Origin of the sequence: Sphingobium sp. S6 (genome assembly GCF_905120495.1) — a bacterium.
GTDB lineage: Bacteria > Pseudomonadota > Alphaproteobacteria > Sphingomonadales > Sphingomonadaceae > Sphingobium > Sphingobium agri.
The window spans coordinates 596328-620288 of the sequence record NZ_CAJHOG010000002.1 but is presented as its reverse complement, the minus strand read 5'-3'; the positions used below and the strand labels follow the sequence as shown (position 1 = coordinate 620288).

Here is a 23961-nt window from a genome sequence, read left to right as displayed (position 1 = left end):
ATCAGAGACCCGCTTCCTTCAGCTTGGGCTGCAATGTCGCCCAGTTTGCGACATTGTCCACCTTCACATCGTTGAGGACGAAGGTCGGCGTGCCGTCGATCTTATATTGATTGCTTGCGGTCTCGACACCCTTGGCCAGCTTTTCAGCCGCCGCCGTGTCGGCAAGGCATTGCTTTGCCTTGTCTTCCGCGATCCCGCGCTGCTTGGCGAAGTCGACCAACCCGACAGCTTCGGCGAGATTGCCGAAGCGCTGCGCCGGGGGGCTGCTCATCAACTGCTGATATTTCGCATCGCCCAGCGCCTGCGCCTTTTCGAACATGGCATTCTGGTTGGCGAAGAACTGTTCGCTCAGCGGATAGAAGACATCCTTGCCGCCGCAGCGGGCGAGGAGCGAAGTAGAGATGTCGATCGGATCGCGCACGAAGTTGCGCAATTCATAGCTCATCTTGCCAGTATCGACGATCTTGCGGATTTCCTCGGACGCCTCGGCGGAAAAGTCGCGGCAATGGCTGCAAGTATAGCTCGCATATTCGACCAGCTTCACTTTCGCCTGCGGGTTGCCCATGACGAACCCGCCCTCGGGCGTTTCGGTCACTGTGCTGGACCAGTTGGTCCCTGCCGGCGCGGCAACCGCGGCGACGGGCTCGGCGGAAGAGTTGCTGGCCGCGTCCTTTTTCCCGCAGGCGGAAATGGTCAGCGAGAGGGCGATAAGGGCAAGTCCGATAATGGCTTTCACTGGGTGCAGGCTCCGTTGCTCGGGCGTCGGTATCAGGGGTTTAGTTCACTGTGCGGCGGCGGGCAATGCATCGCGCAAGCTCGTCCAGCTTGACCCCCCGGCCCGCGTCCCGTTGATCGTGAAGGCGGGTGTCCCGCCGATCTTCACCTTGTTCCACGCCTCGTCGGTCATCGCCAATATCTGCTTCATCGCGGTCGGATCGGCAATGCACGCATCAAGCTGCGCGGGCGTGAAGCCGCGCTTGCCCATCAACGTGTAGAGCCCGGTATTCCGCCCGATGTCCTTGAGCGCGGGGATTTGCTCGGATGGCTTGGCGGCACCGCGGTCATAGGCCTGCAACTGCGCCATCCAGGCGTCCTGATTGGCAAACAGTGCCTCGTGATTGCCAAAGAAGCGCCTTGGGCCTCCACATCGCGCCAGCAGTGCGGCGGTAAGGTCATATTTGTCGCGCACGGCATTGCGCACTTCGACGCTCACCTTGCCGCCCTTCACATAGTTCGCCTTCAAGGGTGCGCTCGCCTCGCCCACGAAATGCGCGCAGTGCGAACAGGTATAGCTTACATATTCGACCAGCTTCGTCGGTGCGGCAGGATTGCCGAGCACATGGCCGCCGATGGGTGAAAGCGCGACCCGCGCGGTCCAGTTGGCAGCGGGAGCCGCCATCAGGACGGAGGGTAGGGCAAATGGAGCAAGCACGGCAAAGCGGAGTTTCATCATGCGATCACCCAATGAAGCGCCGCCCCTGTACGGCTGTTGAATTGATGCAGGCGGCAGTACCGGTCGCAGCATAGCTGTCAGAACCACGCCCTTTTTTTGCTAGCTGATTTTCGGCAAGCCGTTCGAATTGGCAAGCCCCTGTGCCAGGGATTCCAGCACGGCGCGCAGTTCCGGGTCGCCGATATCCCGCAGCGAATCGCCGAGCTCGATCGGGACTGGCCGCAAGTTGCGCGGCGGTGGCCGCCGCTCGGCCGCTGTCCCACGTACTTCACCCTGCTTCATCGCGATCTTCGCCACCGCGGCATAGCCGAAGAATCGGTTCACCCGCTCGATAATGTCCGGCAGCACATGCTGGATCATCGGAGCATGGCCACTCATGACCGTGAGCTGGAGCGTCCCGCCTGCCTTCTTGCCAACGGGGAAGCGGATCGATTCGGGCGCGGAAATCTCCGCATAATGCGATCCGACGATCTCGGCCCAGCGGGTGACGATGCTGGATTGGACAAAACCGAACTTGCGAAAGGCCGCAGCGCCAATTTGCGGCATCAGGTCGGCGATCTGACGCGGGCCGCCGACGCGGGGCCGTTCGGCCGCCGCTTCTGCACGGCTTTTCAATTTGGGTGTCGCGGGCCGTTCCGTCATGCGCCGCTTAATGGCATAGGGCGGCCATGCACGTCGAGGGGACCCCGCAGAAAATCGCAGAAGATCTGCTCGCGCATTATGATGTGCATGCCCGCCGCCTGCCATGGCGCGCGCCGCCCCGGAGCAACGCAACAGATCCCTATCGAGTCTGGCTGTCCGAGATCATGCTTCAGCAAACGACGGTGGCGGCGGTCGCCCCTTATTTCGCAAAGTTCACGGCCCGCTGGCCCACGGTCCAAGCACTTGCGGCAGCCGAGGATGCCGATGTCATGGCGGCATGGGCGGGCCTTGGCTATTATGCCCGCGCCCGCAACCTGCTCGCCTGCGCCCGCGCCGTGGCGCAGCAGCATGACGGCCTCTTTCCGGGCGATGAAGATGGGTTGCGCGCCCTTCCCGGCGTCGGCGCTTATACCGCCGCTGCGGTGGCGGCGATCGCCTTTGGCCGCCGCGCCGTCGTGGTGGATGCCAACGTGGAGCGCGTGGTTGCTCGCCTGTTTGCGATCGATACCCCGTTGCCCGCAGCGCGTCCCGCGATCCGCGCTGCCGCCAATCGCATTACCCCCGATGTGCGTGCTGGCGACTTTGCCCAGGCGATGATGGACCTTGGCGCGACCATCTGCACGCCCCGCAACCCTGCCTGCGGCATCTGCCCGTTGCGCCAGGATTGTGCGGCCTTCCACACCGCCGATCCAACCGCCTTTCCGGTCAAGGCCGCGAAGAAGGCAAAGCCGCACCGCCTGGGCCATGGCTGGTGGATCGAGCGACCGGACGGCCATGTCTGGCTAATTCGCCGTCCGTCCAAGGGCCTGCTTGGCGGCATGCGCGCGCTCCCTTCTTCGGACTGGAGCGACGCGCCCACCGCCGCCCCACCCATGGCGGCTGAATGGAAAACAGCTTCCCAACCTGTCGGCCATGTCTTCACCCATTTCTCGCTGGCCTTGACCGTCCATGTCGCCCATGTGGCAAATGAAAGCATACCTCCCGGCGAAGGGGAATGGTGGCCGCTCGCCCGGTTGGAAGAGGCGGGATTGCCGACCTTGTTCCGTCGCGCGGCAGATGTGGCGATGAAGGAGAGTGAAGCACATGCCCCTTGAGCAGCTTGGCTATGTCGGCGGTCGTCTCGACAGGGCGGATTATATTCGCATGAACCCCGATCAGGCAGCGCAAGCCCTCGCTTCGCCCGGCGCGCGTTGCCTCGTGCTCGATGGATTGGATCCCGTCACGCAGGATGGCCATCTGCTGATGGAGCCGGTCGCGACAGACGCCAGACTTGACGATCATCTGCTGCTCGGCCTCGACGACGAACAGCGCCCGGTCTTCGTCCGCCTTGCTCAGGAAGTCGGCAGCAATTTCTTCCCCAGCCCCCGTAGCCGTGCCATCGTCACTGAAATCCCGGCCGACGAAGTTGCGCTCTATGGCGCGGCTCGCAGCCTCGTCCATTGGCATGGCCGTCACCCCTTCTGCTCGGTGTGCGGATCGCGCACATCGCCCGAAAAGGCCGGATGGGCACGCCGTTGCGGCGCCTGCAACGCGGAGCATTTCCCCCGTGTCGACCCGGTCGTCATCATGCTTGCCGAGCATGAGGGCCGCGTGCTTGTGGGGCGGCAGCATAGCTGGCCCGAAGGCTTTTATTCCGCCCTCGCAGGCTTCGTCGAGCCTGGTGAGACGATCGAAGAAGCGGTCATGCGGGAGATCAAGGAAGAAGCGGGCATCACCGTCCATTCCGTCCGCTATGTGATGAGCCAGCCCTGGCCTTTCCCCTCCTCGCTCATGATCGCCTGCATCGGCCAGGCCGACGATGATGCGTTGAAGCTGGACGAGACTGAAATCCAGCATGCCTTCTGGTGCGATGCGGGGGGTGTTCACGCGGCTCTGGCGGGTAAGGCCGACGCACCCTTCACCGCGCCGCCGCCCATGGCGGTCGCGCATCATCTGCTTAAGCATTGGGCTGATGCGCAGGTTGCCCCGCCCGGCCCAAGCGCGTAAGGCCAAAGCCCGACCCCTTATCAGGAACGCCCCGCACATATGCTCAGCCTCGAAGAAGCCCAGTCGCGCGCGCAGGATCTGGTGACGGCGGCACGCAGGGCAGGGGCTGATGCGGCAGATGCCATCTATGCCTGCAATGCCTCCACCACTGTAGCCGTACGCCTTGGCGCGCTGGAGGATGTCGAGCGGTCCGAAGGTGAGGAAATCGGCCTGCGCCTTTTCGTCGGCCAGCGCTCCGCCAGCATCGCTGCTTCGGACATGAATCCAGCCACCCTTGCTACGCTGGTCGACCGCTGCATCGCCATGGCGCGGGAGGCACCGGAGGACCCCTATGCGGGACTCGCGCCCGAAGATCGGCTGTTACGCGGCAGCTTGCCGGAACTCGATATAGCCGACCCGAGCGACCCGGAACCTGCGCTGCTGCGCGCCCGCGCTCTTGAGGCGGAAGAAGCCGCTCGCGGCGTGTCGGGCGTCACGAACAGTGAGGGCGGCGGGGCATCGAACGGCCGAAGCCAGGTTGCGCTCGCAACCAGCCACGGCTTTGCCGGCGCTTATGCGGGCACCAGCCATTCGACCTGGGCCAGCGTCCTCGCAGGCACGGGCGCGGATATGCAGCGTGACCATGCCAGTCACAGTGCGCGCTACCTGGACGACCTTGATGATCCCATGGCGATCGGCCAGCGCGCCGGGGAGCGGGCGGTTGCTCGCCTCAATCCCGCCAAGATTGAAAGCGGCGTCCTGCCCGTTCTCTTCGATCCGCGCATTGGCTCCGGCCTGCTCGGCCACTTGATCGGCGGGATGGTCGGCGCTGCCATTGCGCGGCGGTCGAGCTTCCTCCTCGACTCCCTCGGAGAAACACTGTTCGACAGGGCCATCACCATCATCGACGATCCGCTGCGCCCGCGCGGCCTGCGTTCGCGTCCTTTTGACGGGGAAGGGCTTCCCGTCGCTCGCAGCGCCTTGATTGACAAGGGCGTGCTGACCGGCTGGCTGATGGACAGCGCCTCCGCCCGCCAGCTCGGCCTAGAACCCACGGGTCATGCGAGCCGGGGCGGCAGCGGCGCGCCTGGCGCTGGTGTCACCAACGTCCATATGGAGCCGGGCAGCGTCTCGCCAGCCGAGCTCATGGCGGACATCAAGCGCGGCATCTATGTCACAGAATTGATCGGCATGGGCGTCAACGGCGTCACGGGGGATTATAGCCGCGGCGCGGCCGGTTTCCTGATCGAGGATGGCGAAATCACCCGGCCGGTGTCCGAAATCACCATCGCCAGCAATCTCAAGGACATGTTCCGCGTCCTTGTTCCTGCAAACGACCTTGTATTTCGCTATGGCATGAACGTGCCAACTATCCGCATCGACGGGATGACCGTTGCCGGGGGCTGAGATCGATCTGCGTGCGCTCGTCGGCGCGGTATCGGATGCGGCTGACCGGGCGCTTACCCTCTGGGCGGGCGGGCAGACCCAGGTGCGCCAATGGGAAAAAGTCCCGGGCCATCCCGTGTGCGAAGCGGACCTCGAAATCGACGTCATGCTCCGCCAGAGCCTCAGCCTCATCGATCCTGCGGCCGGATGGTTGTCCGAAGAAACCGCCGATACCGTTCACCGGCTGGACCTTGCCCGCGTCTGGGTCGTCGATCCAATCGATGGCACCCGCGACTATTTGCGTGGGCGTCCTGGATGGGCGGTTTCGGTCGCACTGGTCGAACATGGGGCGGTAAGCATAGGAATACTCGCTGCGCCCGCGCGCAATGAGTTGTGGATTGCCAAGGTAGGGGAGGGCGCTACTCGAAACGGCCGAACCCTCACCGCCGGTTCGCGCATGATCCTGCCGGGCGCCCGCGTGCCCGCCGACCATCTGCCCCGTCACGACAGCGATCTTCGCGCCGTCCACAAACCCAACAGCATCGCCCTGCGGATGGCGATGGTCGCCGCTGACGAAGCCGATATCGTCGCCACTGTCCGTTGGGGCAATGAATGGGACGTCGCCGCAGCCGCCCTGATCGCACAGGAAGCGGGCGCAATAGTCACCGACGCGCTCGGCGATCCCCTGTCCTTTAATCGCCCCGAACCCACCGCCTTCGGTCTGCTTTGCACGGCCCCAGGCATCCACGAAGCCGCCACCAACCGCCTCGCCCCCCGCGCGCGTGAGTTGCTGGGGCGGGCTTAGCGCGCGGCCTGTGCCGGTTGTTGGAAGAATTGGGCTGACGTCAGCCGCAGCGCTCTCGGCTTAGAGCTTGCCATACTTGGCTTCGAAACCGGCGAAATCTCCCGCAGCGAGATATCTCGCCTGATCGATCCACTGATCGCGGACCGGACGCCCTTTGAAGTTGCCGAGTTTCGCGTCGATCGCCGTTAAGTCAGCGTCGGTCCAATTGGCGATCTGCTCATAGCGGGTGACACCCAGTTCGATAAGCAGCTGGTTGAGCTTTGGTCCGACGCCCTTCATTCTCAACAGATTGTCCTGACCGCCTTGCGCGGGGGCGGTGGCCTGAGACGCGATTGGCGGGGGTGCCACTGGTGCGACTAACGGCTGGGGCTCGGCCGCAATAATCGGGGGAGCGGGCGTTACCGGCTCTGGAATGGCCGCAGCTATCGGCGCCGCTTCCTTCTCGACCACGGCGGGCCGTTCGGCGGCAGGCGAGTCAACCGAGGCCTTGCGCCCCGCGAGCAGGAATATGACGCCGATCAGGACGAGCAATCCGATCAGCAGCCAAAGGCCATAGTCCATGAAGAATTCCTGCATCGCGCTCCCTCCAGCTTTCAGCCTTTATCTAGTGGCGCTCGACGGGAATGAGCAAGAGGCCGTGTTGCAGGTCTCTCACTGCCCCTCGCGTTCAACTTCGCGCCATCCGATGTCCCGGCGGCAGAAGCCCGTCGGGAATTCGATCGCATCTACTGCGCGATAAGCGGCAGCCTGGGCTTCACTGACGCTGTGGCCGCTGGCGGTGACGTTCAGCACGCGTCCGCCATTGGCGACCAGCGTGCCATCCTTTGCTGCGGTGCCAGCATGGAAGACCAGCGCGCCGCCTGCTTCTGCCGCATCGATGCCGGCAATCGCCCCGCCCTTTTCAGGCGTGCCGGGATAACCATTTGCTGCCATCACTACGGTCAAAGCCGTCCGGTCAGCCAGCTTCACCGGGCCCTGCTCCGCGAGCCGTCCCTGAGCAACGGCAAGCAACAGGTCCACCAGATCGCCGTCAAAGCGCATCATCAGAACCTGGCATTCCGGGTCCCCGAAGCGCGCATTATATTCGATGAGCTTGGGGCCCTCGTCCGTCAGCATGAGCCCGGCATAGAGAACGCCGGAATAGGGCGTCCCTTCAGCCGCCAGCGTTTCCACCGTCGGCCGGATGATCTTCTCTACGACTTCGGCTTCCAGTTCGGGCGTCAGCACCCGCGCTGGGCTGTAGGCGCCCATACCGCCGGTATTGGGACCGGTGTCGCCATCGCCGACGCGCTTATGGTCCTGGGCGGAACCGAATGGCAGGATCGCGCTGCCGTCGGTGAGCGCGAAGAAGCTCGCCTCTTCACCGATCATGAATTCTTCCAGCACAACTTCCGCGCCCGCTGCGCCAAATGCGCCAGAGAACATATCCTCTATCGCCTCGACGGCCTGGCTGTGCGTTTCGGCGATGATGACGCCCTTGCCCGCTGCCAGGCCATCTGCCTTGATGACGACGGGCAGCCCGAAATCGGCCAGCGCTGCAATCGCGCCGTCCTTGCTGTGGACGCGCTCATAGGCAGCGGTGGGGATGCCGGCGCGCTTGCACAGATCCTTCGTGAAACCCTTGGACCCCTCCAGCTGCGCCGCCTTCTTGCCCGGCCCGAATACCGGATATCCCTTCACCCGAAGATTATCGGCAAGGCCGTCGACCAGCGGCGCTTCCGGCCCGATCACCACCAGTCCGATGGAGTGGCGCAGGCAGAAATCGACCACCGCGCGATGATCGGTGACATCCAGATCGACCAACGTCGCATGCTGGGCTATGCCGGGGTTGCCCGGTGCGGCATAAAGGGTCGTGAGGCTAGGCGATTGTGCCAGCTTCCAGGCCAGAGCATGTTCGCGGCCGCCGCTGCCCAACAAAAGGATGTTCATTTCGCCCATGTCCCCGGAATATGAAGCTGGTTTCGATGTGTCGGGCCGCCTGTTAGCGGAGGAAAGGGCGGGGGACAACGCGCCGCCGCTTTCGGTGAGCGAATTGTCCGCCGTGCTGAAGCGCACGGTCGAGGACCGCTTTGGTCATGTTCGTCTGCGTGGCGAGATTTCGGGGTTCAAGCGCGCTGCATCGGGCCATCTGTATCTGTGCCTGAAGGACGACAATGCGGTCATAGATGGAGTGATGTGGAAGGGCGGAGCGCAACGGTTGCCGTTCGCGCCTCAGGACGGCGTCGAGGTGATCGCCACCGGCAAGCTAACCACCTATCCGGGCCGCTCCAAATATCAGATCGTGATCGACCGCATGGAACTGGCGGGCGAAGGCGCGCTGATGGCGCTGCTCGAAAAGCTGAAGGCAAAGCTCGCCGCCGAGGGGTTGTTCGACCGCTCCGCCAAGCGGGCGATCCCGTTCATGCCTCGCACCATCGGCGTCGTCACCTCGCCAACCGGCGCGGTGATCCGGGACATCCTCCACAGGCTGGAAGATCGTTGCCCCACCAATGTGTTGCTCTGGCCAGTTCTGGTGCAAGGGCAGGGCGCAGCCGACCAGGTCGCCCGTGCGGTTCGCGGCTTTTCGGCAATGCAGCCCGGAGGCCCCCTGCCGCGCCCCGACCTGGTGATCGTTGCGCGTGGCGGCGGCTCCATCGAGGATTTGTGGAGCTTCAACGAGGAAATCGTCGTGCGGGCGGTGGCCGATTGTTCGATCCCGGTCATCTCCGCCGTTGGCCACGAAACGGACACGACGCTTTGCGACTATGCCGCCGACATGCGCGCGCCCACTCCGACCGCCGCTGCGGAGATGGCGGTGCCTGTTCGCGCCGATCTGATGGCGATGCTGACTGAGCAAGGGCTGCGCATGGACAGGGCCGTGCGGCGCGGTGCTGCGCAAGCCCGCGAACGGCTGGAGATGCAGGCCCGGCTCATGCCGACGCCAGACATGCTGCTGGCTCCGCAACGTCAGCGGCTCGACCAATTGTCCGGCGACCTTGGCAACTGCCTGCGTTATCGCGTGTCGGACGCGCGGGCACATCTCAATCAAGCGGGTGGCGCTCTGCGACCGGCTCTCCTGCACCAGCATCTGGCCCGCGCTAAAGAGCGGCTTGATCGTCAACGGCTCCGCCCGGACTATCTGTCGCGCGTTTTTCGTGACCGCGCCACTGCCTTTGACAGGCTTTCCCGCCTGTTCGTTTCGGTCAACCCTGACTTGCCGCTTGCGCGTGGTTTTGCTCGGGTGATGGCGGAAGGCCGACTCGTCAGATCGGTCGCGGAAGCTCAAGCTGCGGGGGCCGTGTTGCTCCATTTCAGCGACGGAGCAGTCGGCGCAGACGTAGGACCAAGATCTACATCGCCAACCCTTGAGATGGCACCGCCGCAAGCTATATCCCCTTCATCACGCTCTTCTCGCAAAGCGCAGGAGAGAGGGGAAAATCGCCAACAGGATTTGTTCTCCTGATTTGCATGACCAAGAAGAAGGCCGTTTGATCTCATGCTGATGTCCAATCGCGATCGTCCGGCCCGTCTCCACTATATGGCCTACAGCTTCCGTGTGCTGCAGGCGGGCGATCATGTCGTGTGCGCGGTCACTGGGCAAAAAATCCCCCTCGACGATCTGCGCTATTGGAGCATCGCCCGGCAGGAGCCTTATGCTAGCGCGGAAGCCTCGGCGCAGGCTGAACTGAAGGCGCGCGGCCTGCGATGAGGCGTTGGGCGGTCGCGCTCCTGTTGATGATAGGCAGTGTGGGGGCGGCAAAAGATCCAACCTCCAACTTCATTACCGGCATCATCCTTGATGGTGAAGCACAACAAGGCGGCGTCCTCATCGGCACAGCGCCGGCCGCGACAGCGGAACTGCGCCTTGATGATCAGCCAGTCCGGTTCGATCGGGACGGACGCTTTCTCATCGCTTTCGACCGTGACGCCAAGCCGCAGGCGCGCCTGACCGCGCGCCTCGCCAATGGCCATATGCTTAGCCAGATCATCAACGTCGCCCCTCGTGCTTGGCGGATAGAGCGGGTCAACACGGCACTTCGCCCTGTGCGGGATAATGAAGCCTATCTTGCGCTTCGCCGGCCCGAACTGGCCCGGATCGCCGCAGCGCGCAGCGTGGACACAGGCGCGACTGGTTGGCGCCAGCGCTTCCTGTGGCCCCGGGTCGGCCGTATTTCCGGATTGTTCGGATCGCAGCGCGTTTACCAAGGCGTGCCGGGCGCCTATCATGGCGGCATCGATGTCGCGGGGTCGACCGGAGATCCAGTCCTTGCTCCTGCCGACGGCGTCGTGGTTCTGGCCGCTGACCGGCCATTCACGCTTGAGGGCAATCTGCTGATGATCGACCATGGTCATGGTCTCAGCAGCGCTTTCCTTCATCTGTCCCGCATCGATGTGAAGCTTGGGCAAAGCGTCCGCCAAGGTCAGCGCATCGGCGCCGTGGGCGCAACCGGCCGCGCGACGGGCCCCCACCTTCATTGGGGTATGCGGTGGAACGAGGCGCGGATCGACCCGCTTCTTCTCGCAGGCCCTATGCCTTAGCAGGAATGGGCGATGCAATCGCGCAACTTAGCGCCACTAGCCGCACCCGTGGAGCATCAAAGTTCTACCGAACTGCTCCCTTGGCCAACAATGTTGTTGAACAGCTGCAAAGTAGCCTTTTGCTAAGATGTGGCAAATTTACGACAGTGCAACAGCAAAGTGCCTGTGTGTCTGTAGCATTGCTTTACACGCATAAAACGACTGCGCAGACTGTCGCACAGCACGGATGAAGAGGGGTTTGCTGTCGGGCTCCAATGCCCCTCTTCATGCGTCAAACAAAGGACGCAGGTTCGCTTGCGTCGCTCCAGAGCAAGGGACTGGATTGTGAAGAAACTCTCGAACAATGCGTGGCTGCGCAATAGCGCGGCGCTGCAGGCGCTCGCATGCGCGGGCGCGGGCTTTGCGGCGCTCGCCGCCCCTGCCTTTGCGCAGGATACTCCGGCCGGTACGGTGGCTGAAGAACCGGAGGCTACGATCGTCGTCACTGGTTCCATTTTGCGGCAGGACGTCAACAACACGCCCTCGCCTGTTTCCGTTCTCACCTCTGAGTCGCTCGAACAGCGCGGCATTCAGACGACCCAGGAAGCGCTTCAGCGCATTTCGTCCAACAACGGCGCGGCGCTCACGAACAGTTTTTCGGCCAACGGCGCTTTCGCCGCCGGCGCATCTGCCGTGTCGTTGCGCGGCCTGACCACCAGTTCCACGCTTGTGCTGTTCGATGGTCAACGCGCCGCTTATTATCCGCTCGCGGATGACGCGACGCGAAACTTCGTCGATCTCAACACTATTCCAGACGACATCGTCGACCGTGTCGAAGTGCTGCGCGATGGCGCATCATCGACCTACGGCGCGGACGCCATTGCGGGCGTGATCAACGTCATTACGAAAAAGCAGTTCAAGGGCATCGGCGGCCGAATCGAAGGCGGCCTCACCGAGCGCGGCGATGGTGAAAACTATCGCATCAGCCTGACGGCGGGCACCGGCGACCTCGGCCGTGATGGCTACAACATCTGCGCCAGTGGCTTCTGGTATCGCCAGAACGCTCTTTATAATCGTGACCGACCATATCCGTATAATTCACAGGATCTGTCCGGTATCTGCCGCGACGGCGTCTGCGGACCGCAGGTTGGCCCGAATGGCGGTTCGATCAACCCGTCCAGCACTGGTTATGTGGGCTGGGCAGACGCGACCTCGTCGAGCGACCGCCGTTCGTTTGCCACGACCTTCTTCGTTGCGCCCACCAACTCCAACAGCGCGCTCGATGACCCGCTTGGCCGATATCAATTCCTCAATCCTGCCGCCGGCTGTATTGCCGGGGAGACGCCTTACACGCTCACTGCGGCCGAACTTGCGGACACGGAGCAGAATGCCTTTGCGCCGACCACCGTCTGCCAAGGTGATTTGGTTCGTCAATATGGCGTCATTTCGCCACGTATCGAACGCTTCGGCGGTGCGTTGAAGGCGACTGTCGCGGTCACGGACGATATTGAAGCGTCCTTCACCGCCAACTATCTGCAGAGCAAGGTCAGCTATACCGGCGAACCGGCGACCATCCGGGCCAATGGGCCCGCCGGCATCGCCTTCCCCCGATTCAGCACGTACAACAGCGGACCCCCCAACGCACCTGGCTCCTTTGCCTTGGCGCTGCCGGTCTTTGTCTGCCCCTTGGTCAATGGTCTCCCGCAAGCGACTTGCGATGCGACCAACGGCACGCTTAACCCCAACAACCCCTTTGCGGCACAGGGATTGCAGGCACGAATTCTCGGACGCATTCCGAACCTGACCGAGTATAATGAGACGCTCAGCCGCACTTATCGCGGTGCCTTCTCGATTTCCGGACCCGTGACCGACAACTGGAACTTTGCGGCGGATGTCGTGGGCATGGTCACCGATCTCACCCGCACGTCGAAAGGCTACGTTTACATCCAAAATCTGCTGAACGTTGTCGCCGACGGCAGCTATAATTTCGTCAATCCGCTGTCGAACAGCCAGTCAGTGCTCGATTATCTGGCGCCAGACAACATTACCAAGTCCAAGTCGGAGCTTTACGCCGCACAGGTCAGCTTTAACGGCACACTGTTTGAACTACCCGCAGGCCCAGTGCAGCTTGGCTTTGGTGGTCAAATCCGTCTGGAAGCGATCGACGCCCCCAGCGCCAACCCCGACTTTGCAGGTCCGACAAACCGCTATTTTGTTCTCAATGCCTTCGGCACAAAGGGTGAACGCGTGGTGCGGTCGGGCTTCTTCGAACTGAACGTGCCTGCGTTCGAAGGTTTCGAAGTCAATGCTTCCGGTCGTTATGACAATTATAACAGCGGTCAAGATGCTTTCTCGCCGAAGATTGGGTTCCGCTACAAGCCGATCGATGCGCTCACGCTCCGCGGCACCTGGTCGCGTGGCTTCCGCATTCCGAGCTTTGCAGAAGCGAATGCGCTGCCAACAACGGGCTTCGTCAACAACACTGCATCGACCTTCCCCGAATCCTATCTGGCTCAATTTGGTTGTACCCGGGACACTTTTACCAGCTGCCCGACCTATCTCAGCTCCAGCAGCTATGGTCAGACGCAATTGGCCAGCCCTGACCTCAAACCAGAAAAGTCGACCAGTTGGACAGCGGGCGTGATCTTCGAGCCAACCCGCAACATCCGCCTCAGCGTCGACTATTATAACATCAAGAAGAAGGGCGCGATCATTCCGGCCCCATTCGGCCCGGCTTTGGCGGCCTACTACTCGGGCCAAGCGATCCCGGCGGGGTATAACATCATTCAGGACTCCCCTGATCCGCAGAATCCCGGCGTTCTGCCCCGTGTCGCCTATGTTCAGGCACCGCTGATCAACGCCACGACGATCCGGTCCGAAGGCCTGGACTTCGCCGCTACTGGCAGGTTCGATTTTGGCGATGTGCGTTTCACCAGCTCAGTGGAAGCAACTTACATCATCAATCTGGACACGACCTTCGCAGACGGTAGCCGCGAAAGCTATGAAGGCACGATCGGAAATTACAGCCTGACGGCGGGTTCCGGCACGCCCGAATGGCACGGCAGCTGGACCAACACGCTAGAATGGAAGAGGTGGACCCTATCTGCCACTGCCGAATTCTTCGGTGGATATAACCTTTCGGCAGAAGACGTCGAAGGGCCCGGTGCATCGGGCGGTTGCGGCTTGCTCTCGCCCCGCTTCGTGAAGTGCAACGTTGACGACTACGTCACTGTCGACCTCACCACCAGCTACAAGCTCAATGACAATTTCACGCTCTACCTGAACGTGCTCAATGTCTTTGACGACCTGCCGCCTATCGATCCGGTCACCTATGGCGCGAACAACTACAACCCGGTTCAGGGTGGAACGGGCATTTATGGCCGCGCTTACCGGCTGGGCGTCCGCGCCAACTTCTAGGCAAGCGGATATTCAGGAAGAAAGGGGCGCCACTCCGGCGCCCCTTTTTCATGCGAGGCTGAGTTTCAGCGCTCCATCGCCTTCATCCACGCGCACTCGTGATCCATCCGGCACTTCGCCCCGCAGAATCAGGTCCGCCAGCGGATCTTGCAGATACCGCTGCACCGCCCGCTTCAATGGCCGCGCGCCATAGACCGGATCATAACCGACCCGCCCCAGCCACGCTCGCGCGCCGTCCGTCAGGTCCAGCGTCACCTTGCGGTCCTTCAACAGCTTGCCGATCCGCGCCACCTGGATGTCGACGATCGGCGCCATGTGCGTTGCACCCAGCCGATGGAACAGGATCACTTCGTCGAGGCGGTTGAGGAACTCAGGCCGGAAATGCGCGCGGACGATGTCCATCACCTGATCCTCGACCTTCTCCACCGGTTCATCATCGGCAAGGCCCGCGATGAACTGGCTACCTAGGTTCGACGTCAGCACGATGATCGTGTTGGTGAAGTCCACCGTCCGGCCCTGCCCATCGGTTAGGCGGCCGTCGTCCAGCACCTGCAGCAACACATTGAACACGTCGCCATGCGCCTTCTCGACCTCATCGAACAGCACGACCTGATAGGGCCGCCGCCGCACCGCTTCGGTGAGCACGCCGCCCTCCTCATAGCCGACATAGCCCGGAGGCGCGCCGATCAGCCGCGCGACCGAATGTTTCTCCATGAACTCGCTCATGTCGATCCGCACCATCGCGCTATCGTCGTCGAACAGGAATCCGGCGAGCGCCTTGGTAAGCTCGGTCTTGCCGACGCCGGTCGGCCCTAGGAACAGGAACGACCCAAGCGGCCGGTTCGGGTCCTGCAAGCCCGCGCGCGAACGTCGCACTGCGGTTGACACGGCCTTCACCGCATCGGCCTGCCCGATCACGCGCTTTCCAAGTTCCTCCTCCATGGCCAGCAGCTTCTCGCGCTCACCCTCCATCATCTTGTCGACGGGAATGCCGGTCCAGCGTGACACGACGGAGGCGATATCCTCGCTCGTCACTTCCTCGCGCAGCATCGCGTCTTCGGTCGCGCCCTCTACTTCGGCGATCTTGCGCTCCAGTTCAGGGATGCGGCCATAGGCAAGTTCGCCCGCCTTGGTGAGGTCGCCGGCTCGCTGCGCCTGCTCCAGCTCGACGCGCGCGGCTTCGAGCTGTTCCTTCAGCTTGCTTTCGCCTGCGATCTTGTCCTTCTCCGCCTGCCAGCGTTGCGTCAGCGTGGCGGATTGCTCCTCCAGATTGGCCAAGTCTTCCTCAAGCGCCTCCAACCGATCTTTCGACGCCTTGTCAGTCTCTTTGCGCAGAGCCTCGCGCTCGATCTTGAGCTGGATGATCCGCCGGTCGAGCGTCTCAATCTCCTCGGGCTTGCTCTCCACTTCCATCCGGAGCCGCGAAGCCGCCTCGTCCATAAGGTCGATGGCCTTGTCCGGCAGGAAACGGTCGGTGATGTAGCGGTTGCTGAGCGTTGCCGCTGACACGATCGCGCCATCAGTTATCCGCACGCCATGGTGCAGCTCGTATTTCTCCTTGAGCCCGCGCAGGATGGAGATGGTGTCCTCCACCGTTGGTTCGCCCACGAACACGGGCTGGAACCGCCGCTGGAGCGCAGGGTCCTTCTCGACATATTTGCGATATTCATCGAGCGTCGTCGCGCCAATGCAGTGCAACTCGCCACGCGCGAGGGCAGGCTTCAAGAGGTTGCCCGCGTCCATCGCGCCCTCAGACTTGCCCGCGCCGATAAGCGTGTGCATCTCATCGATGAACAGGACGATCTGGCCTTCGCCAGCTTTCACCTCGTCAAGGACACCCTTGAGGCGTTCTTCAAATTCGCCGCGATATTTGGCGCCCGCGATCAGCGACCCCATGTCGAGCGCCATCAGCGTACGGTCTTTCAGAGTGTCGGGTACGTCCCCATTGGCGATGCGCAGCGCGAGGCCTTCGGCGATCGCGGTCTTGCCGACGCCAGGGTCGCCGATCAGCACAGGATTATTCTTGGTCCGCCGCGCTAGGATCTGGATCGTCCGCCGGATTTCCTCGTCCCTGCCGATCACGGGATCGAGCTTGCCCTCCCGCGCCGCCTCGGTCAGGTCACGCGCGAATTTCTTGAGCGCGTCGTAACGATCTTCCGCGCCAGCAGTATCGGCGGTGCGCCCACCGCGCAGATTGTTGATCGCCGCGTTCAGTGCCTCCGCCTTCACGCCCGCTGCGGCCAGCGCCTTGCCCGCCATGCTCGTGGTTGCCAGCGTCAGCGCCAGCAACAGCCGTTCGACTGTCACAAAGCTGTCGCCAGCCTTCGCCGCCACCTGCTCCGCGCTGTCCAGCACCCGAACGGCATCATTGTCGAGCCCCGGCGTCTGCTGCGCCCCGCTGCCCGAAACGGCAGGCACCTTGGCCAAAGCCGCATCGGTTTCGCGTAATGCGACCGCCGGGTCGCCGCCCGCCGCCTTGATAAGGCCGGACGCCATGCCCTGATTGTCTTCCAACAACGCCTTGAGCAGATGCTCGGGACTTATCCGCTGATGGCTCATACGGATCGCGACGGTCTGCGCCGACTGGAGGAATCCCTTGGCGCGATCAGTGAATTTATCGAGGTTCATAAGAAGCCCTTCGTGAAACTTGCCACGATGTAATGTTGCATAAAAGCAACACAAGAGGCGCTACGCAAATATCGTTGCCATCGGTCAAAAATCCACCACGAACCCGTTTGCTCCAATGCGGGCCGCCATCCGCAGGTAGGCGATGCCTGTTGCGCCGTCGACCTTCGCCGCTATGTTGCTGCAATCACTGGCCGGTTCTGCGGCTATGACCCCGACCTTGATGAGGGCGCTTCATGAGATTCTTCCCCCGTCCGTTGACGCTCGGCCTTTGCTCCTTGGCTGTTACGGCCATGGCAGTTCCGGTTCCGGCCATGTCGGCTGCTCCGGCGAAAACGAATGCAGCGGCACCCGCGGCGCTTTCCAGCTTGGTCGCAGCCGTGAATATTCCCTATGAGCAGTTCACGCTAAAGAATGGCCTTCGCGTGATCGTTCATACCGACCGGAAAGCGCCCGTCGTCGCAGTGTCGGTCTGGTATCATGTGGGTTCGCGCTTTGAACCGGCAGGCAAGACCGGCTTTGCCCATTTGTTCGAACATCTGATGTTCTACGGCTCGGAAAATGCGGACGGCCCTTTCTTCGGGCGCCTGGAGGATATCGGCGCGACCGATTGGAACGGGACGACCTGGTTCGACCGCACCAATTATTTCGAAACGGTCCCGACCGGTGCGCTCGACCGCGCGCTGTTTCTTGAAGCCGACCGCATGGGCCATCTGCTCGGCGCGGTAACGCAGGCGAAGTTGGATACGCAGCGCGGCGTCGTTCAGAATGAAAAGCGCATGGGCGAAAACCAGCCCTACGGCCTTGTCGAATATGCGCAGCTTGCCGCCATGTTGCCGGTAGGCCATCCCTATCGTCACTCGACCATCGGTTCGATGGCTGACCTGAACGCGGCCAGCCTGGCGGACGTGCAGAACTGGTTCAAGACCCATTATGGGCCCAACAACGCCGTTCTTGTGCTTGCTGGCGACATCGATGTGGCGACGGCGAAGGCAAAGGTGGAAAAATGGTTTGGAGCCATTCCATCCGGCCCGGTTCCAAAGGATGTGGATGCGACCGTCCCAACCTTGCCGCGAGACGCTGAAAAGCTGATGCACGACAATGTCGCGGCGACCCGGCTCTATCGCAACTGGATCGTGCCCGGCGTCAATTCCGCCGACCTGCCACAGCTGGATCTCGCGATGGCGGTGTTTGGCGGGCTCAAATCATCGCGGCTCGACAATATCCTGGTCCGCGGCGAAAAAGTCGCCGTAGGCGTGAGCGCAAGCATCCAGCCTTTTGAAAAGCTGAGCATCGCCGAAATTACTGTCGATGTGAAACCGGGGCAGGATGCTGCGGCCGTGGGAAGGCGGCTCGACCAGTTGCTGGCTGACTATCTTGCCAAGGGGCCGACCGCCGATGAGGTGCAACGCGCGGCCACCCGTCAGCTTTCCGGCACGATCGGCGGTCTTGAGAAAGTCGGCGGGTTCAGCGGCAAGGCTGTGACCCTGGCGGAAGGCGCCGTTTATTCCGGCGATCCGGGGAAATATAAGAAGGACCTTGTGCTCTATGCTGCGGCAACACCACAGTCCGTCGGTGCGGCTGCCCGGAAATGGCTGGGGCGGCCAGTGTTCCGCCTGACCGTCGCGCCGGGTGAGCGCTCGGCTGAAGATAATGCGCTTGCGGGCAACGCGACCCATCGCCCTGCCTTCTTCCGGGACCCGAAGAAGCCCGCCCCCTCCGCTGGCACGCCGCCGCCAACCAAGGTCCCTGAACCTGCCATTGAGCCAGTCAAGGACCTGGAGTTTCCAGAGGTGGAGCATGCCACCTTGAAGAATGGGATTCCCATCCTGTTCGCGCGCCGGGCGACCGTGCCGGTGGTCCGAGTATCGGTTGCGTTCGACGCGGGTAATGCCGCCGATGACAAGGCAAAGCTAGGCACGGCCGGATTGGTGACTGCCTTGCTCGACGAGGGGACCAGGAGCCGTAACTCGATCCAGATCGCCGAGGAGCAGGAGAGGCTGGGCGCATCGATAAGCGCGGGCAACGGCATGGATACGACCAATGTCGGCCTCTATGCGTTGAAGCCAAATCTGGACGCGTCGCTCGAACTGCTGGCGGACGTGATCCGCAATCCCGCTTTCGATCCGAAAGAGGTGGAGCGTCTGCGCGGTCAAGTGCTGACGCGGATCGCTGCTGAAAAGACCGAGCCCATGCCGATCGCGCAGCGCCTGCTGCCGCCGCTCCTCTATGGGCAGGCGCACCCCTATGGCATCCCGTTCACGGGATCGGGGACGGAAAGCGGCGTCAAGGCGGTGACGCGGGCGGACTTGGCCGCCTTCCACGGCAAATGGCTACGGCCCGACAATGCGACCATTTTCGTAACAGGCGACACGACATTGGCCGAGATCCTGCCGCTGCTGGAGAAGCGCTTCGGCGACTGGAAATCTCCGCAGGGAGAGAGAGGCAGCAAGCTGTTTCGCATGGACAGGATGATGCGGCCAGCACGGATCATCTTGGTCGACAAGCCGCAAAGCCCCCAGTCTCTGATCCTGGCCGGACTGCTCACGGGCAAGCGCGGGACCGACAATCCGCTGACCCTGCTGACCGCCAATGAGGTGCTTGGCGGCAGTTCGACATCCCGTCTGATCATGGATCTGCGCGAAACCAAGGGGTGGGCCTATTCCGCCGGCACCAGCATGCCGGGGGTCAAGGAAACGATCCCGCTGCTCGTCTATGCGCCGGTGCAAACCGACAAGACTGGCGATTCGATCATTGCCGCGCGCAAGGACATCGCCGAATTTCTGACGAGCAAGGGCACGACGGCCGCCGAACGGAACCAGACGATCAACAGCCAGATACTGTCTCTGCCGGGCAGCTTTGAAACCTCATCCGACCTGCTGGGGGCGATGATGCGCAATTGGCTGCTGGGGCGGCCTGATGATTTTTATGAAAAGCTGCCGGGGATCTATCGGGCGATGACGCCCGTTGACCTGGACAAGGCGGCGCGTGAGGCGATCGATCCTGATCGGCTGATCTGGGTGGTGGTTGGTGACGCGAAACTGGTGCGGCCGCAGCTTGACGCTGTCGGGCTGCCGGTCGAGACGGGCACGCTCGCGGATTGAGGGTTGATAAGGAGAATGAAGATGGCAGGTGTCGATGGAGCTTATGATTGCGTGGCGAAAACGCCGCTGGGTGAGCAGAAGGGCGTGCTGACCGTCATCAGCTCGGGCGACAGCTTTCACGGGACCTTCGCGGGCATGATGGGATCGCTGGATGTTGCCGAGGGCAAGGTTCAGGGGAACAAGCTCAGCTGGAAGATGAACATGACCATGCCGATGCCGATCACGATGGATTGTGAGGCGGAAGTCAGCGGAGACAGCATCAACGGGACGATGCAGTTGGGTGCGTTCGGGGCGGCTGGTTTTTCCGGGACGCGGCGGGTTTGAGCCACGGATTCCGGGAGTTTTGAAGCTCCCGGAATTTAAATGCATTAATGAAGTGGCGGATTAACGGGGTGCAGACTTGAACAGGGGTGTTAGTTAGCTATCTAAGCGCCATGTCGAGATCGGAAATGAAGCGGGCGCTGGCGCACAAGATGCCGCAGGTGGCGCGTAACTGGCGCATGTTGGCGGATGAGGCGCTGGCGGAGTTTCGCGTATCCAACAGCGCGGGCTGGTGCCTGGTGCATCTGTCCAGGATGGAGCCGGAGGCGCGGCAGGCCGACCTGGCTGAACAGCTGGGGATCACTCAACCATCGCTGGTGCGTACGCTGGATCAGTTGGAGGCGATGGCTTTGGTGGAGCGGGTTCCCAACCCCGACGACAAGCGATCGAACCGCATTGCCCTCACTCCTACCGGCAAGGAACTGGCGGGCCGGATCGAAGAACGGCTCGACAATCTGCGCCGCGAACTGCTCGACGGCGTGCCGGACGCCGCGATCGAGATCACCGTAAACCTCATGGAGCTGCTCGGCCGCCGCATCGCCGAGCGCCGCCAACAGGCATGAGCGCACGCTTCGGCTGGCCCGCGGCGCTTTTTTCCCTGAAATGTTTCGCGGCCAGCATGCTGGCGCTGTTCGTTGCGCTCAGCATCGGGCTGGAGCGGCCCTATTGGGCGTTCCTGACATCCTATATCGTGGCCCAGCCCATGGCGGGCGCCGTGGTGTCGAAGGGATTGTTCCGGGTGATCGGCACCATGGCCGGCGGCGCGTTCGCCGTCGCGATCGTGCCGCCGCTCGTCAACGCGCCGGAACTGTTGTCGCTGGCGATGGCGTCGTGGCTGGCGCTCTGCGTGTTCGTGTCGCTGCTCGACCGCACCCCACGCGCCTATATGTTCGTTCTGGCGGGCTATACCGCCTGCCTCATCGTCTTTCCCAGCGTCGATGCGCCGGACACGATCTTCACCGTGGCGAGCCTGCGCGTGCAGGAGATCATGATCGGCATCGCCAGCGCGAGCCTGGTGCATAGCGTCATATTTCCCGGATCGGTCAGCAACGTGCTGCTCGCGCGGGTGAAGGCGATGCTGGCCGATGCCGAGCGATGGTCACATGACGCCATCGCCATCCATCCCGTCGAGGGGCTGGAGGATGAGCGGCGCAGGCTGGCGCAGGACATCAGCGAACTGCACCAGCTGTCGATCCACTTGCCGTTCGACACGTCCCGCCTTGCGCCGCGCGTGCGGACAGTGCGCGCCCTGCAGGATGAACTGGCCCAATTGCTGCCCCTTGGCGCGGCGGTCGAGGACAGGCTGGCGGCACTGAAAAGCGCGAGCGGCGGCGTGGTGCCGCCCGAAACGCAGGCGCTGATCGCCGATGTGCGGGATTGGCTCGCCGCGCCGGGGGAGGACCGGGCGGAGCGCAGCGCGGCGGCGCAGGCGCTGATCGACCGTTGCGCCGCGATGGAACCGGCGGCCCGGCGCGACATGGATTGGGGCGAGATGATGCGGATGAGCCTGTTCGCGCGGCTCGCCACGCTGATCGCCGCGCATCGCGACTGCCGGGACCTGTATGAACAGATGGCCATCCACAGCCGGGAACCGGTGACGCCCCGCGTGGCCGAACTGCTGGAGGGAAGGCGCAGTCGTGAGCTGCACAGGGACGTTGCCGGTGCCGCGCGAGGCGCGTTCGGTGCCTTCGTCACCATCATCACCGGCTGCGCGCTGTGGATCGGCAGCGGCTGGACCGACGGCAGCACGGCGGTCATGCTGGCGGGCGTTTTCCTGGCGCTGTTCGCCGGGTCGGACAATCCCGCTGCGCCGATCAAGGGTTTCATGATGGGCACCCTGATCGCCTCTGCACTGGCGGCGGTCTATGGCTATGCGATCCTGCCCCGGCTGGACGGCTTTCCGATGCTGGCCGCCGCCTTCGCGCCGATGCTGCTGGCGCTGGGCGCAATGCTGGGATCGCCGCGCTTTTCCGGTATCGCCCTGCCGGTGCTGCTCGGGCTCGGGAGTCCCGCGCTGATCGCCGATCGCTATGTCGGCGAGTTCGCGGCGTTCCTGAATGGCACGATCGCGCAGCTGGTAGGGGTCTGGTTCGCGATCATCATGGCCGGGCTGTTGCAGTCGGCGGGGGTCGAAAATGCCATCCGGCGAACGATCCGCGCCACATGGGCCGACCTGGCCACGCGCAGCACGATGATGACCACGCCCGATGTGCGCGGCTGGATAAACCGGATGCTCGACCGCATCGCTCTGCTGGCGCCACGGCTGGCGACCGCGCGGCGGGACGGAGGCGACCTGCTGTTCCATGCGCTGCGCGATCTGCGCACCGGCGTCGCCATCGGCGAATTGCGGCAGTTGCGGCTGACATTGCCGGCGCAAGAGGGGCAGCCGCTGGCGGAGGTGCTGTCGGGCGTCGCCCGCCATTATCGCGGGCTGGACCCGGACGCGCCACAGCCTGCGGAACCGGCGCTGCTGACCGGGATTGACCATGCCGTGGACGCGCTGTCGGACAATGAGAGCGCGGCGGTGCGCAGGCAAGGCGTGCTGGCGCTCGTCAGCCTGAGGCGGAACCTGTTTCCAGCAGGGCCACCCTATCGGAGGATGGCGGCATGACCGGCGAGATCGCCCTGGGTGGGGTGTTCATGCCGACCCTGCTGCTGCTGGGCGTGATGGCGCTGGTCATCAGCTGGGGTGTCACGCGGCTGATAGGCGCCTTCGGGCTCTACCGTTTCCTTGCCTATCGGGCGATCGTCGACCTCAGCATCTTCGTCCTGGTGCTGGGCGGCCTCAGCCTCCTTCTCCCCTTCCTTGGGATTCGTCCATGAACCGTCTTTCCAGCGGGCTGGCGCGCAGCGCCGCCACCATCATCCTCGTCGCACTGGCTGTCATCGCCGCCATCGCCATGTGGAACCATTATGAGCGAAGCCCGTGGACGCGCGACGGGCGCGTGCGCGCCGATGTGGTGCGGGTGACGCCGGACATTGGCGGGCTGGTCACGTCCGTCGCGGTGCGGGACAATCAGGAAGTGAAGGCGGGCGATCTGCTGTTCGTCATCGACCGGCCCCGCTATGCACTCGCGCTGCAACAGGCCGACGCGCAGGTAGCGAGCGCAAGGGCGACACTGGGCCAGGCGCGGCGGGAGGCGAAGCGCGATCTGGCGCTGGGCGATCTGGTGGCGGCGGAGGCGCATGAGCAGAATGTCGCGCGGGTTGCCACGGCTGACGCGGCGCTTGCGCAGGCAATGAGCAGCCGCGATGCCGCCGCGCTCAATCTGAAACGCACTCAGGTGACGGCATCGGTAAACGGCGTTGTGACCAACCTCGACCTGCATGTCGGCGACTATGTGGCGGCGGGCAAGCAGGCCATGGCGCTGGTGGATCGCGACAGTTTGCGGGTGGAGGGCTATTTCGAGGAGACCAAGCTGCCGCTGGTGTGCGTCGGCGCGCCGGTGACAGTGCGGCTGATGGGGGAAGCGGCGGACCTGCATGGGCGGGTGGAGAGCATCGCCTATGGCATCAACGACACGACGCGCAGTGATTCGGGCAATTTGCTGCCGACGGTGCAGCCGACCTTTTCCTGGGTGCGGTTGGCACAGCGCATTCCGGTACGGGTGAAGCTCAACAAGGTGCCGGCCAGCGTGCGCCTGATCGCTGGGCGTACGGCGACGGTGACGGTGGAACCCGTGGAGAAGGATCGGGCGGGGAGCTGCCGCCATGCGTGAGGGCGATATCAGTAATTCATACTCACC

The 23961-nt window shown here is 63.2% G+C and carries 20 protein-coding genes; 14 read left to right on the top strand and 6 right to left on the bottom strand.

The genetic code is table 11. The features are described 5' to 3' along the window. Nucleotide 1: 1 nt before the first annotated feature. The 3 genes from SPHS8_RS10110 to SPHS8_RS10100 all read right to left on the bottom strand — a co-directional run bounded on the left by SPHS8_RS10110 (nucleotide 2) and on the right by SPHS8_RS10100 (nucleotide 2095). A complete protein-coding gene (locus SPHS8_RS10110) occupies nucleotides 2-736 on the bottom strand; it encodes a thioredoxin domain-containing protein (protein WP_201515367.1) in 735 nt (244 codons plus the stop codon). A 45-nt stretch (nucleotides 737-781) separates the two neighbouring features. Next, nucleotides 782-1453 carry a thioredoxin domain-containing protein gene (locus SPHS8_RS10105; protein ID WP_201515366.1) on the bottom strand — a complete coding sequence of 224 codons (672 nt, stop codon included), beginning with the start codon at nucleotides 1451-1453 and terminating at the stop codon, nucleotides 782-784. 99 nt (nucleotides 1454-1552) lie between these two features. Next, a complete protein-coding gene (locus tag SPHS8_RS10100) occupies nucleotides 1553-2095 on the bottom strand; it encodes a DUF721 domain-containing protein (RefSeq protein ID WP_201515365.1) in 543 nt (180 codons plus the stop codon). Between the two features lie 26 nt (nucleotides 2096-2121). Between SPHS8_RS10100 and mutY the strand changes: the two genes are divergently transcribed. The 4 genes from mutY to SPHS8_RS10080 are packed head-to-tail and all read left to right on the top strand — an operon-like array spanning nucleotide 2122 to nucleotide 6251. Next, the gene (gene mutY, locus SPHS8_RS10095) at nucleotides 2122-3189 is read left to right on the top strand and encodes an A/G-specific adenine glycosylase (protein ID WP_201515364.1); all 1068 of its coding nucleotides are present in this window, start codon (nucleotides 2122-2124) and stop codon (nucleotides 3187-3189) included. Continuing rightward, on the top strand, nucleotides 3179-4081 hold the full coding sequence (gene nudC, locus SPHS8_RS10090; protein WP_201515363.1) for an NAD(+) diphosphatase: 903 nt from the start codon (nucleotides 3179-3181) through the stop codon (nucleotides 4079-4081). The genes mutY and nudC overlap by 11 nt, the downstream gene beginning before the upstream one ends. A 39-nt stretch (nucleotides 4082-4120) precedes the next feature. After that, a complete protein-coding gene (locus SPHS8_RS10085; protein ID WP_201515362.1) occupies nucleotides 4121-5467 on the top strand; it encodes a TldD/PmbA family protein in 1347 nt (448 codons plus the stop codon). Continuing rightward, on the top strand, nucleotides 5454-6251 hold the full coding sequence (locus SPHS8_RS10080) for an inositol monophosphatase family protein (protein WP_201515361.1): 798 nt from the start codon (nucleotides 5454-5456) through the stop codon (nucleotides 6249-6251). Before SPHS8_RS10085 ends, SPHS8_RS10080 begins: the two co-directional genes overlap by 14 nt. A 60-nt stretch (nucleotides 6252-6311) precedes the next feature. Here SPHS8_RS10080 and SPHS8_RS10075 read toward each other — a convergent pair whose 3' ends face one another. Further along, nucleotides 6312-6827: a hypothetical protein gene (locus SPHS8_RS10075; RefSeq protein ID WP_201515360.1), complete on the bottom strand. Its 516-nt coding sequence runs from the start codon at nucleotides 6825-6827 to the stop codon at nucleotides 6312-6314. Between the two features lie 75 nt (nucleotides 6828-6902). Next, complete coding sequence (gene purD / locus SPHS8_RS10070; protein WP_201515359.1) at nucleotides 6903-8180, bottom strand: phosphoribosylamine--glycine ligase; 1278 nt, start codon at nucleotides 8178-8180, stop codon at nucleotides 6903-6905. A 7-nt stretch (nucleotides 8181-8187) separates the two neighbouring features. Between purD and xseA the strand changes: the two genes are divergently transcribed. From xseA to SPHS8_RS10050, 4 genes are all read left to right on the top strand, one after another. Then, nucleotides 8188-9693, top strand: a complete 1506-nt coding sequence (xseA, locus tag SPHS8_RS10065; protein WP_201515358.1) for an exodeoxyribonuclease VII large subunit — start codon at nucleotides 8188-8190, stop codon at nucleotides 9691-9693. 33 nt (nucleotides 9694-9726) lie between these two features. After that, complete coding sequence (locus SPHS8_RS10060) at nucleotides 9727-9939, top strand: DUF2093 domain-containing protein (protein WP_097090628.1); 213 nt, start codon at nucleotides 9727-9729, stop codon at nucleotides 9937-9939. Continuing rightward, on the top strand, nucleotides 9936-10769 hold the full coding sequence (locus tag SPHS8_RS10055) for a M23 family metallopeptidase (protein ID WP_201515357.1): 834 nt from the start codon (nucleotides 9936-9938) through the stop codon (nucleotides 10767-10769). Before SPHS8_RS10060 ends, SPHS8_RS10055 begins: the two co-directional genes overlap by 4 nt. 324 nt (nucleotides 10770-11093) lie before the next feature. Then, nucleotides 11094-14165 carry a TonB-dependent receptor plug domain-containing protein gene (locus SPHS8_RS10050; protein WP_236575071.1) on the top strand — a complete coding sequence of 1024 codons (3072 nt, stop codon included), beginning with the start codon at nucleotides 11094-11096 and terminating at the stop codon, nucleotides 14163-14165. Between the two features lie 48 nt (nucleotides 14166-14213). Here the strand turns inward: SPHS8_RS10050 and clpB are convergent, their stop codons facing one another. Then, entirely contained in the window at nucleotides 14214-16793 is a 2580-nt protein-coding gene (gene clpB, locus SPHS8_RS10045; protein ID WP_201515356.1) for an ATP-dependent chaperone ClpB, read from the bottom strand. Between the two features lie 290 nt (nucleotides 16794-17083). Between clpB and SPHS8_RS10040 the strand changes: the two genes are divergently transcribed. The 6 genes from SPHS8_RS10040 to SPHS8_RS10015 all read left to right on the top strand — a co-directional run bounded on the left by SPHS8_RS10040 (nucleotide 17084) and on the right by SPHS8_RS10015 (nucleotide 23934). Next, nucleotides 17084-19894 (top strand): M16 family metallopeptidase, encoded by a 2811-nt coding sequence (locus tag SPHS8_RS10040; protein ID WP_236575070.1) that lies wholly within the window; start codon nucleotides 17084-17086, stop codon nucleotides 19892-19894. A gap of 21 nt (nucleotides 19895-19915) precedes the next feature. Then, on the top strand, nucleotides 19916-20218 hold the full coding sequence (locus SPHS8_RS10035) for a hypothetical protein (RefSeq protein WP_097092627.1): 303 nt from the start codon (nucleotides 19916-19918) through the stop codon (nucleotides 20216-20218). A 110-nt stretch (nucleotides 20219-20328) separates the two neighbouring features. Continuing rightward, a complete protein-coding gene (locus SPHS8_RS10030) occupies nucleotides 20329-20778 on the top strand; it encodes a MarR family transcriptional regulator (RefSeq protein ID WP_201515354.1) in 450 nt (149 codons plus the stop codon). Continuing rightward, nucleotides 20775-22826: an FUSC family protein gene (locus SPHS8_RS10025; protein ID WP_201515353.1), complete on the top strand. Its 2052-nt coding sequence runs from the start codon at nucleotides 20775-20777 to the stop codon at nucleotides 22824-22826. Before SPHS8_RS10030 ends, SPHS8_RS10025 begins: the two co-directional genes overlap by 4 nt. Beyond that, the gene (locus SPHS8_RS10020; RefSeq protein WP_097090634.1) at nucleotides 22823-23038 is read left to right on the top strand and encodes a DUF1656 domain-containing protein; all 216 of its coding nucleotides are present in this window, start codon (nucleotides 22823-22825) and stop codon (nucleotides 23036-23038) included. The genes SPHS8_RS10025 and SPHS8_RS10020 overlap by 4 nt, the downstream gene beginning before the upstream one ends. Continuing rightward, on the top strand, nucleotides 23035-23934 hold the full coding sequence (locus SPHS8_RS10015; RefSeq protein ID WP_201515352.1) for an efflux RND transporter periplasmic adaptor subunit: 900 nt from the start codon (nucleotides 23035-23037) through the stop codon (nucleotides 23932-23934). The genes SPHS8_RS10020 and SPHS8_RS10015 overlap by 4 nt, the downstream gene beginning before the upstream one ends. Nucleotides 23935-23961 lie beyond the last annotated feature (27 nt).

Bases quoted from the DNA above. Each gene is read 5' to 3' on its own strand.
- SPHS8_RS10105 (WP_201515366.1), bottom strand. From the start codon at position 1,453: ATGATGAAACTCCGCTTTGCCGTGCTTGCTCCATTTGCCCTACCCTCC.
- SPHS8_RS10100 (WP_201515365.1), bottom strand. From the start codon at position 2,095: ATGACGGAACGGCCCGCGACACCCAAATTGAAAAGCCGTGCAGAAGCG.
- mutY (WP_201515364.1), top strand. From the start codon at position 2,122: ATGCACGTCGAGGGGACCCCGCAGAAAATCGCAGAAGATCTGCTCGCG.
- nudC (WP_201515363.1), top strand. From the start codon at position 3,179: ATGCCCCTTGAGCAGCTTGGCTATGTCGGCGGTCGTCTCGACAGGGCG.
- SPHS8_RS10085 (WP_201515362.1), top strand. From the start codon at position 4,121: ATGCTCAGCCTCGAAGAAGCCCAGTCGCGCGCGCAGGATCTGGTGACG.
- SPHS8_RS10075 (WP_201515360.1), bottom strand. From the start codon at position 6,827: ATGCAGGAATTCTTCATGGACTATGGCCTTTGGCTGCTGATCGGATTG.
- purD (WP_201515359.1), bottom strand. From the start codon at position 8,180: ATGAACATCCTTTTGTTGGGCAGCGGCGGCCGCGAACATGCTCTGGCC.
- xseA (WP_201515358.1), top strand. From the start codon at position 8,188: ATGTCCCCGGAATATGAAGCTGGTTTCGATGTGTCGGGCCGCCTGTTA.
- SPHS8_RS10060 (WP_097090628.1), top strand. From the start codon at position 9,727: ATGCTGATGTCCAATCGCGATCGTCCGGCCCGTCTCCACTATATGGCC.
- SPHS8_RS10055 (WP_201515357.1), top strand. From the start codon at position 9,936: ATGAGGCGTTGGGCGGTCGCGCTCCTGTTGATGATAGGCAGTGTGGGG.
- clpB (WP_201515356.1), bottom strand. From the start codon at position 16,793: ATGAACCTCGATAAATTCACTGATCGCGCCAAGGGATTCCTCCAGTCG.
- SPHS8_RS10040 (WP_236575070.1), top strand. From the start codon at position 17,084: ATGGCAGTTCCGGTTCCGGCCATGTCGGCTGCTCCGGCGAAAACGAAT.
- SPHS8_RS10035 (WP_097092627.1), top strand. From the start codon at position 19,916: ATGGCAGGTGTCGATGGAGCTTATGATTGCGTGGCGAAAACGCCGCTG.
- SPHS8_RS10030 (WP_201515354.1), top strand. From the start codon at position 20,329: ATGTCGAGATCGGAAATGAAGCGGGCGCTGGCGCACAAGATGCCGCAG.
- SPHS8_RS10025 (WP_201515353.1), top strand. From the start codon at position 20,775: ATGAGCGCACGCTTCGGCTGGCCCGCGGCGCTTTTTTCCCTGAAATGT.
- SPHS8_RS10020 (WP_097090634.1), top strand. From the start codon at position 22,823: ATGACCGGCGAGATCGCCCTGGGTGGGGTGTTCATGCCGACCCTGCTG.
- SPHS8_RS10015 (WP_201515352.1), top strand. From the start codon at position 23,035: ATGAACCGTCTTTCCAGCGGGCTGGCGCGCAGCGCCGCCACCATCATC.